7 protein-coding genes and 2 pseudogenes are annotated in these 9,809 nt (G+C 67.2%); 4 read left to right on the top strand and 5 right to left on the bottom strand.

Going from position 1 to position 9,809, the window contains the following annotated elements:
- Positions 1–55 precede the first annotated feature (55 nt).
- The 3 genes and pseudogenes from x551_RS14520 to x551_RS14510 form a co-directional block, all read right to left on the bottom strand.
- Positions 56–1,578, bottom strand: a pseudogene (locus tag x551_RS14520) (fumarate hydratase).
- A gap of 93 nt (positions 1,579–1,671) precedes the next feature.
- Entirely contained in the window at positions 1,672–2,214 is a 543-nt protein-coding gene (locus x551_RS14515) for a DUF2062 domain-containing protein (RefSeq protein WP_036228613.1), read from the bottom strand.
- 28 nt (positions 2,215–2,242) lie between these two features.
- Entirely contained in the window at positions 2,243–2,848 is a 606-nt protein-coding gene (locus tag x551_RS14510) for a TIGR00645 family protein (RefSeq protein ID WP_011828983.1), read from the bottom strand.
- A gap of 199 nt (positions 2,849–3,047) precedes the next feature.
- Here x551_RS14510 and acs point away from each other — a divergent pair, with 199 nt between their 5' ends.
- The gene (acs, locus tag x551_RS14505) at positions 3,048–5,018 is read left to right on the top strand and encodes an acetate--CoA ligase (protein WP_036249143.1); all 1,971 of its coding nucleotides are present in this window, start codon (positions 3,048–3,050) and stop codon (positions 5,016–5,018) included.
- 208 nt (positions 5,019–5,226) lie between these two features.
- Here the strand turns inward: acs and x551_RS14500 are convergent, their stop codons facing one another.
- Positions 5,227–5,535 carry a c-type cytochrome gene (locus tag x551_RS14500; RefSeq protein WP_036228610.1) on the bottom strand — a complete coding sequence of 103 codons (309 nt, stop codon included), beginning with the start codon at positions 5,533–5,535 and terminating at the stop codon, positions 5,227–5,229.
- Positions 5,536–5,643: 108 nt separating this feature from the next.
- Between x551_RS14500 and x551_RS27465 the strand changes: the two are divergent.
- Positions 5,644–5,874: pseudogene (locus x551_RS27465) on the top strand (TIGR04438 family Trp-rich protein); the annotation flags it as partial.
- A gap of 256 nt (positions 5,875–6,130) precedes the next feature.
- Here the strand turns inward: x551_RS27465 and ilvD are convergent.
- Complete coding sequence (ilvD, locus tag x551_RS14490) at positions 6,131–7,813, bottom strand: dihydroxy-acid dehydratase (RefSeq protein ID WP_011828986.1); 1,683 nt, start codon at positions 7,811–7,813, stop codon at positions 6,131–6,133.
- A gap of 108 nt (positions 7,814–7,921) precedes the next feature.
- Between ilvD and x551_RS14485 the strand changes: the two genes are divergently transcribed.
- Both x551_RS14485 and lgt read left to right on the top strand, forming a co-directional pair.
- Complete coding sequence (locus x551_RS14485; protein WP_011828987.1) at positions 7,922–8,854, top strand: LysR family transcriptional regulator; 933 nt, start codon at positions 7,922–7,924, stop codon at positions 8,852–8,854.
- Between the two features lie 74 nt (positions 8,855–8,928).
- Positions 8,929–9,723: a prolipoprotein diacylglyceryl transferase gene (gene lgt / locus x551_RS14480; RefSeq protein ID WP_036228600.1), complete on the top strand. Its 795-nt coding sequence runs from the start codon at positions 8,929–8,931 to the stop codon at positions 9,721–9,723.
- Positions 9,724–9,809 lie beyond the last annotated feature (86 nt).

Genomic DNA, 9,809 nt, shown 5'->3' with positions numbered 1-9,809 from the left:
CAGCCGTTCGGCCCGCCGCAGGCCGGGCAGTCCGGGGCCTGCAGCGGCCCCGCGCTCAGGCGGTGGCGACCGGAATCTTGCCGATCTTCGCCTGCCATTCGGCCGGTCCCGTCTGGTGCACCGAGCTGCCGGTCGAGTCGACGGCCACCGTCACCGGCATGTCCTTGACGTCGAACTCGTAGATCGCCTCCATGCCAAGGTCGGCGAAGCCAGCACCTTGGCCTGCTTGATCGCCTTGGCCACCAGGTAGGCGGCGCCGCCGACGGCCATCAGGTAGGCGCTCTTGTGCTTGCGGATCGCCTCGATGCCGGCCGGGCCGCGCTCGGCCTTGCCGATCATGCCGATCAGGCCGGTCTGGGCCAGCATCATCTCGGTGAACTTGTCCATGCGCGTGGCGGTGGTCGGGCCAGCCGGGCCGACCACCTCGTCGCGCACCGGATCGACCGGGCCGACGTAGTAGATGACGCGGTTGGTGAAGTCCACCGGCAGCTTCTCGCCCTTGGCCAGCATGTCCTGGATGCGCTTGTGTGCGGCGTCGCGGCCGGTGAGCATCTTGCCGTTGAGCAGCAGCGTGTCGCCCGGCTTCCAGCTCGCCACCTCCTCGCGCGTCAGCGTGTCGAGATTGACCGACTTGCTCTTGTTGTAATCGGGAGCCCATTTCACGTCGGGCCAGAGGTCCAGGCTCGGCGGCTCGAGGTAGGACGGGCCGGAGCCGTCGAGCACGAAGTGTGCGTGGCGCGTGGCGGCGCAGTTCGGGATCATTGCCACGGGTTTGCTGGCCGCGTGCGTCGGGAAGGTCGAGATCTTCACGTCGAGCACCGTGGTCAGGCCGCCCAGGCCCTGGGCGCCGATGCCGAGGGCGTTGATCTTGTCGCACAGCTCGATGCGCAGCTCCTCCAGCTTGTTCTGCGGGCCGCGCTGCTTGAGCTCGTACATGTCGATGTCGCCCATCAGCGACTCCTTGGCCATCAGCATGGCCTTCTCCGCCGAGCCGCCGATGCCGATGCCCAGCATGCCCGGCGGGCACCAGCCGGCGCCCATGGTCGGCACCGTCTTCAATACCCAGTCGACCAGGCTGTCGCTGGGGTTGAGCATCACGAACTTGCTCTTGTTCTCGGAGCCGCCGCCCTTGGCCGCCACCTGCACGTCGACCGTGTTGCCCGGCACGACCGTCATGTGCACGACGGCCGGGGTGTTGTCCTTGGTGTTCTTGCGCTCGAAGTGGGGATCGGCCACGATGCTGGCGCGCAGGGTGTTCTCGGGGTTCAGGTAGCCGCGGCGCACGCCCTCGTTGACGGCATCCTCGATCGAGCCGGCGAAGCCCTCGAAGCGCACGTCCATGCCGATCTTCAGGAACACGTTGACGATGCCGGTGTCCTGGCAGATCGGCCGGCGTCCTTCGGCGCACATCTTGGAGTTGGTGAGGATCTGCGCGATCGCGTCCTTGGCGGCCGGGCTCTGCTCCTGTTCGTAGGCACGCGCCAGGTGCGTGATGTAGTCGGCCGGGTGGTAGTAGCTGATGTACTGCAGCGCGGCAGCGATGCTGTCAACGAGATCGGCGTGTCGGATCGTGGTCATGGGGCTGTCCCGTGATCGGGGAGTGGCTGCGGAACGGAGGGCGGCGTACCCGGCCGGTCTGCCGGGCAGCGGCACCAGGGCAAGTTGACAAGTTTACTGTTCGGGGGGACGCTCGTCCTCGTCCGGCCGATGCTCGGGCCGGGGCCGCCAGAGCAGCCAGACCAGCGTGAAGCCGGTGGCCGCACCGATCACGGCCAGCGAAGCCAGTCCCACGAGCAGCGGCGCACCGGCTGATTGCGCGGCCGTCCACAGCCCTTCGATGAAGCCCTGTTGCTCGAGCAGCGCCGCGGTCTCGCTTTCGACCCGCAGCGCCGCGGCCTCGTCGTCCGGTTCACCGAGCAGGAATCGGCCGATCTTGTAGGCGGCCCAGTAGATCGGAGGGAAGGTGAAGGGATTCGTGATCAGCGTGGCTGCCGCCGCGATCGCGACATGGGCGCGCAGCGCGATCGCCACGGCGATGGCGAACAGGAACTGCGCCACCGGCAGCATGAAGCCGACGAACACCCCGATGGCGACCGCCCGCGCCACGCTGCCGCGGTCGGTGCGCCACAGGCGCTCGTTGTCGAGATGGTGCGCGACCGGGCGCAGCCATTTCGAGCGGCGAAGCTGCTCGCGGGTGGGGATCCAGCGTTTCACGCGGGCTGCCGCCGGGGCCGCGGCGGCGTCAGTGCTTTTCCTGGTGAGTCGCTGCTGTCATCAGCTTGTCGGTGTAGGCGATGGCGAGCGCGGACAGCAGGAAGGTGATGTGGATCAGGGTCTGCCACAGCAGCACCTTGTCGGTGTAGTTGCCCGCGTTGATGAAGGTCTTGAGCAGGTGGATCGAGCTGATGCCGATGATGGCCGTGGCCAGCTTGACCTTCAGCACCGAGGCGTTGACGTGGCTCAGCCACTCAGGCTGGTCGGGGTGGCCCTCGAGATTCATGCGCGACACGAAGGTCTCGTAACCGCCGACGATGACCATGATCAGCAGGTTGCTGATCATCACCACGTCGATCAGCGCCAGCACCACCAGCATGATCACCGTCTCGTTCAGGCTCGCGATGGGTGCGTCGGTCTTGTAGCCGATGCTGGTCACCAGCTTCTGCAGTGCCTCGGTGTTGCCGAACGCCGCCTCGATCAGGTGGACCAGTTCTACCCAGAAATGGAAGACATAGACCACCTGCGCCAGGATCAGGCCCAGGTACAGCGGCAGCTGAAGCCACCGGCTGGCGAAGATCAGATTGGGCAGGGCGGGGAGCTTGTTCTTGATCGGGTCAGGGGAGGCGGACATGGGGAGGGAACGAAGGAGGAGGCGCAGATTCTATTGAACACCGCTCCGTGGGAGCGTGCCCGCATGAAGCAATGGCTCGGGGGTAGCCGCAATGGTCAGGGTCTGCCGGTCCGCGCTACATTGCCAAGCTGCGAGTAAGGGCATCGTAAGAGCGTCTGCCTATGGTGCCGACCGACAACTACGCCTCGAGGAGACGAACATGAGCAGTCAGGAACCCCACATCTACCTCCCGCCGGCGGAGCTCGCCGGCGCTGCCCATGTTTCGGGCATGGCGGCCTACGACAAGCTGGTCGCCGAGGCCGCGGCCGACTACCAGGGCTACTGGGGGCGGCTGGCACGGGAACTGGTGAGTTGGAAGAAGCCTTTCACCAAGGTGCTGAACGACAGCGATGCACCGTTCTTCAAGTGGTTCGAGGACGGCACGCTGAACGTCTCCTACAACTGTCTCGACCGCAACGTCGAGCGCGGACTGGGCGACAAGACGGCCATCATCTTCGAGGCCGATGACGGCAAGGTGACCACCGCCTCCTACCGCCAACTGCTGGCCCAGACCTGCCGGCTCGCCAACGGCCTGCGCTCGCTGGGCGTGAAGAAGGGTGACCGCGTCGTCATCTACATCTCCATGTCGATCGAGGGCGTGGCGGCGATGCAGGCCTGCGCCCGCATCGGGGCGACCCATTCGGTCGTGTTCGGCGGTTTCTCGGCGCAGAGCCTGCGCGACCGCATCGCCGATACCGGCGCAGTGGCCGTGATCACCGCGGACCAGCAGGTGCGCGGCGGCAAGCAGTTGCCGCTGAAGGCGATCGTCGACGAGGCGCTGGCGCTGGGTGGTTGCGAGAGCGTCCGGCATGTGGTCGTCGCCAAGCGCACCGGCGCCGACGTCGGCTTCCAGGCCGGGCGCGACGTCTGGCTGAACGAACTGCTCGCCGGCCAGGCCGACACCTGCGAGCCGGAGTGGGTCGAGGCGGAGCATCCGCTGTTCCTGCTCTACACCTCGGGCTCGACCGGCAAGCCCAAGGGAGTTCAGCACGCCAGCGGCGGTTACCTGCTCCACGCGGCGCTCACCACCAAGTGGACCTTCGACCTGAAGGACGACGACATCTTCTGGTGCACTGCCGACATCGGCTGGGTCACCGGGCACAGCTACATCACCTACGGCCCGTTGGCGCTGGGCGGCACCGAGATCGTGTTCGAGGGTGTGCCGACCTATCCGGACGCTGGCCGCTTCTGGCAGATGATCCAGAAGCACAAGGTCTCCGTCTTCTACACCGCGCCGACGGCGATCCGCTCGCTGATCAAGGCCGCCGAGGGCAACGAGGCGGTGCACCCGAAGCAATACGACCTCTCCAGCCTGCGCATCCTCGGTTCGGTGGGCGAGCCCATCAACCCGGCCGCCTGGGAGTGGTACCACCAGCACATCGGTGGCGGCCGCTGCCCGATCGTCGACACCTTCTGGCAGACCGAGACCGGCGGCCACATGATCACGCCGCTGCCGGGCGCGACGCCGCTGGTGCCGGGTTCGTGCACGCTGCCGTTCCCCGGCATCCAGGCCGCGATCGTCGATGAGACCGGCAAGGACGTGCCGAACGGGCAAGGCGGCATTCTGGTTGTGAAGCAGCCCTGGCCCAGCATGATCCGCACGATCTGGGGCGACCCGGAGCGCTTCAAGAAGAGCTATTACCCGGAAGACTTCAAGGGCAAGTACTACCTGGCCGGCGACGGCGCGATCCGCGACGAGAAGACCGGCTACTTCACCATCACCGGGCGCATCGACGACGTGCTGAACGTGTCAGGCCACCGCATGGGCACGATGGAGATCGAGTCGGCGCTGGTCTCGCACACCGAACTCGTCGCGGAAGCGGCGGTGGTCGGCCGCCCGGACGACACCACCGGCGAGGCGATCTGCGCCTTCGTGGTGCTGAAGCGCCCTCGTCCGACCGGTGAGGAAGCGAAGAAGATCGCTGCCGAACTGCGCAACTGGGTCGGCAAGGAGATCGGCCCGATCGCCAAGCCCAAGGACATCCGCTTCGGCGACAACCTGCCCAAGACCCGCTCCGGGAAGATCATGCGCCGCCTGCTGCGCTCGATCGCCAAGGGCGAGGCCATCACCCAGGACACCTCGACCCTGGAGAATCCGGCCATCCTCGAGCAGTTGGCTCAGACCAACTGAATCGAGGGCCCGAAGGGCGTGGCGCGTCAGCGCCATGGGCGGATCGGGGAGCACTCATGTCGCGCAGCGACGTGGCGTGCTCACCAGAATCCGGCCATCCTCGAGCAGTTGGCTCAGACCAACTGACGTGCTCTGTCTGACATGAGAAAGGGCCCCGTATGCGGGGCCCTTTCTGTTTTGGCGAGGCCGCTGGCGCGGCCTGCACAGATCACTTCAGGCCGAGGATCCAGGTCACCAGTTGCTGGGCTTCGGCTTCGTTCACCTGCGGATTTGCCGGCATGGGGATCTGACCGAAGGAACCCGAGCCGCCCTTGATGACCTTGGTGGACAGTTTCGCCACGGCATCCTTGTCGCCGGCGTACTTGGCAGCCACGGCCTTGAACGACGGGCCCAGGACCTTCTGGTCGACCTGATGGCAGGCCATGCAGTTCTTCTTCTGCGCCAGATCGGCGTTGGCGAAGGCGGGTGCGGCGCTCAAGGCGCCAACGACCACACACATCATCACTTTCGGGTTCATCGAGGGTCTCCTTGCTGTGTCATGGCTGGGGTAAAGTGCCCAACGCATTGTACGTGGGCGGGGTTGACCTGCGCGCGCGGCCGGCAAGCGCCGGCAGAGGAGAAGGCGATGTGGTTCGTGGTCCTGGGCGTCGTGTTGTCCGCGTTGAAACTGCTCGACATCGGGGTGGTCGGCGTTTGGTCGTGGTGGGCCGTGCTGGCGCCGTTCGCGCTGGCCGTGATCTGGTGGACCTGGGCCGACATGTCGGGTTACACCAAGCGCAAGGAAATGGAAAAGATGGACGAGCGCAAGGTCGCTCGTCGCAACAAGAGCATGGCCGCACTGGGGATCGACCCGCGCGGCTTCGAGAAGAAGAAGGCGGCCGCCTTCAAGGCGTCCCAGGCGAAGCGGACCGACAAGATCGAAGGTCAGCGTGAGGCGCAGCGCCAGAAGGCCCGGGATTCCGTGCTCAACAGCCGCTTCGACAGCCAGAGCACCAGCCGCATCGACGGCGGACCGGACACCAAGCGCTGATCCCTGTTCGCGCAAGCGTCCGACCATGAACAAGGCGACCCGCGGGTCGCCTTTTCCTTTGCGGTCCAGTCCCGCCGCCTACCTACTCGAAGCGGTCCAATACCGCGCCGCTGCTGGCGCTTGACGCGTTCTTCGCGAACTTGGCCAGCACGCCGCGTGTGTAGCGCGGCGCCGGCGCCTTCCAGGCGGCGCGGCGCTTTGCGATCTCGGCCTCGCTCACGTTGAGGTTGAGCACCAGCGTGTGCGCATCGATGGTGATCGAGTCGCCTTCCTGCACCAGCGCGATCGTGCCGCCGGCCGCGGCCTCGGGTGCCACGTGGCCGACCACCATGCCCCAGGTGCCGCCGGAGAAGCGGCCGTCGGTGATCAGCCCCACCGATTCGCCCAGCCCCTGGCCGATCAGCGCACCGGTCGGCGCCAGCATCTCGGGCATGCCCGGGCCCCCCATCGGGCCCAGGTAGCGCAGCACCATCACGTCGCCGGCCTGGATCTGCTTGGCCATGATGGCGGCCAGCGCCGACTGCTCGTCGTCGAACACGCGCGCCGGGCCAGTGATGCTGGGATTCTTCAGGCCGGTGATCTTGGCCACGGCGCCCTCAGGCGACAGGTTGCCCTTCAGGATGGCCAGGTGGCCTTGCTCGTACATCGGCTTCGTGATCGGGCGGATCACGTCCTGGTCGGCGCGCGGCGCATCGGGGATGTCGGCCAGGTTCTCGGCCACGGTCCTTCCGGTGATGGTGATGCAGTCGCCGTGGATCAGCCCGGCGGCGAGCAGCGTCTTCATCACCTGCGGGATGCCGCCGGCGCGGTGCAGGTCGATCGCCAGGTACCTGCCGCTGGGTTTGAGGTCGCACAGCACCGGCACCTTGCGGCGCACGCGCTCGAAGTCGTCGATCGTCCACTCGACGCCGGCGGCGTGCGCGATGGCCAGGAAGTGCAGCACCGCATTGGTCGAGCCGCCGGTGGCCATGATCACCGCGACCGCGTTCTCGATGCTCTTGCGTGTGACGATGTCACGCGGCTTGAGGTCGGCCTTCACTGCCTCGACCAGCACGCGCGCCGCTTCCTTGGTGTGCGCGACGATCGGGTCCTCGACATTGGCCATCGTGGAGGCGAACGGCAGGCTCATGCCCAGGGCCTCGAAGGCCGAACTCATGGTGTTGGCGGTGTACATGCCCCCGCAGGAGCCACTGCCCGGGATCGCGCGTCGCTCGATCTGGCAGAAGTCTTCCTCGCTCATGTTGCCCGCGGTGAACTGGCCGACGGCCTCGAACACGCTGACGATGTTGAGATCCTGGCCCTTGTACTTTCCCGGCAGGATGGTGCCGCCGTAGACGTAGATCGCGGGCACGTTGGCGCGCAGCATGCCCATCATGCCGCCCGGCATGTTCTTGTCGCAGCCGCCGACCACCAGCACGCCGTCCATCCACTGGCCGCCGACGCAGGTTTCCACGCAGTCGGCGATGACCTCGCGCGAGACCAGCGAGTACTTCATGCCCTCGGTGCCCATCGCCATGCCGTCGCTGATGGTGGGGGTGCCGAAGATCTGTGCATTGCCGCCGGCCGCCTCGATGCCCTCGACCGCGGCGTCGGCCAGCTTCTGCAGGCCCGAGTTGCAGGGCGTGATGGTCGAGTGGCCGTTCGCCACGCCGATCATCGGCTTCTTGAAGTCGGCCTCCTGGTAGCCCATCGCGTAGTACATCGAGCGGTTGGGTGCGCGGGCCACGCCTTCGGTGATGTTCTTCGAACGGCGGTTGATGCTCATGATGGCGGGCTCCTGGGCTGGCGGTTGGTAGGCGTGCGGCGCGAGTATCGGCCTCGGCCTCTGTCTTCGTCCAATATATGTTGGCGGCTCGATTGATATGCTTGGTGAATGACCAACGACCTGATCGACGTGCGCGTCTGGCGGCAGTTCCTCGCCGTGGCGGAACTGCTGCACTTCGGCCGTGCCGCGCAGCGACTGCACATGACGCAGCCGCCGCTGACGATGGCGATCCAGCAACTGGAGCGGCGCCTGGGGCAGCCGCTGTTCGTGCGCAACCGCCGCACTGTGACGCTTGCGCCCGCCGGGGCCGCGCTGCTGCAACCGGTGCGTCAGTGGCTGGCGCAGGGGGAGGCCTTGTCGGTGCTGGCGCGTGCGGTGGGCGAGGGCGATGTCGGGCGGCTGCGCCTGGGCTTCGTGTCGACGCTGGGGTTCGGCCCCTTGCCGGACTGGCTGCGTGGCTTCCGGGAGCGCCACCCGCGCATCGAGGTCGAGTTGCGTGAGGTCACGACCGACGTGCAACGCCACGCCTTCGCGCGGTCCGAACTGGATGCCGGCTTCATGCTGCACGCCAGCGGCATGGACCCGGGGGTGGAGAGCGCGGGGCTGGATGCCCTGCGCGTGCTCGAGGAGCCGCTGGTGCTGGCGCTCCCCGAGGCGCATCCGCTGGCTCGGGCCACGCGCCTGTCCCTCCCGGTCCTGATGGCGCAGCCGTTGGTGATCTTTCCCCGGCCGATCGCGCCCTCGCTGTTCGATGCGGTCCTGGCTTACTACCACCGCCACGGCGCGGTGCCGACGATCGCGCAGGAGGCGATCCAGATGCAGACGATCGTCAACCTAGTGTCGGCCGGGCTGGGCGTGGCCTGGGTGCCCGAGGTGGTGACCCGCATGCAGCGCCGCGGGGTGGTCTACCGTGCCCTGCCGCCGTCGCTGGCTGTCGGCGCGCCACGCTGCGAGACGAGCCTGGTGTGGCGCCGCGAACCGCCGGCGGTGGTGGCGCGCTTCGTCGACTTCGTGCGCGCCGCGCCGTCGCCAGGCGGTTGAGGTCGCGGGGCGCTGCGTTATCGTGCCGGCCTGTCCAGATGCCTGCGGCCCCGGCGGCCGCAACCGACACGCCCATGCTGATCCATCCGCAGTTCGACCCCGTGGCCCTGGAACTCGGGCCGCTGGCGATCCACTGGTACGGTCTGACCTATCTGGTGGCCTTCGGCCTGTTCCTGTGGCTCGCGTCGCTCCGGGTGCAGCATTCGCCGTTCAGGGAGACCGGCTGGACGCGACGCGATGTCGAGGACCTGCTGTTCTACGGCGTGCTGGGCGTGATCATCGGTGGGCGGCTCGGCTATGTACTGTTCTACAAGCCCGGCTACTACGCGGCGCATCCACTGGAGGTGTTCGAGGTCTGGAAGGGCGGCATGGCCTTCCACGGTGGCCTGCTCGGCGTGATCGGCGCGATGGCGCTGTTCGCCCGCACGCGCGGGCGACGCTGGCTCGAGGTGACCGACCTCATTGCGCCCTGCGTGCCGACCGGTCTGGCCAGCGGACGCATCGGCAATTTCATCAACGGCGAGCTGTGGGGCCGGGCGGCCGATCCGTCATTGCCGTGGGCGATGGTCTACCCGCAGTCGGGCAGCGAGATCCCTCGTCATCCGTCGCCGCTATACCAGTTCGCGCTCGAAGGGCTGCTGCTGTTCGTCGTGCTGTGGCTCTATGCGCGCAAGCCGCGTGCGACCGGGCAGGTCTCGGGTGCCTTCCTGGTGGGCTATGGCGTGCTGCGCTTCATCGCCGAATACTTCCGTGAGCCGGACGGCTTCCTGGGCCTGCTGGCGCTGGGCATGAGCATGGGACAGTGGCTGTGCGTGCCGATGGTGGCGGCCGGCGTGGCGCTCTGGGTGTGGGCCAGCCGACGGGCCTGACCGTCGCACTTGGAGGGTGCGCACTCTTTGTGTGCGATCGACCCAGAAAAACCGCCCGACCTCGCGGCCGGGCGGGATAAAAGGGA

It is taken from the genome of Methylibium sp. T29 (assembly GCF_000576205.1).
GTDB lineage: Bacteria > Pseudomonadota > Gammaproteobacteria > Burkholderiales > Burkholderiaceae_C > Methylibium > Methylibium petroleiphilum.
The sequence above is the reverse complement of the archived record's forward strand: the minus strand, read 5'-3'. Positions and strand labels throughout refer to the sequence as shown.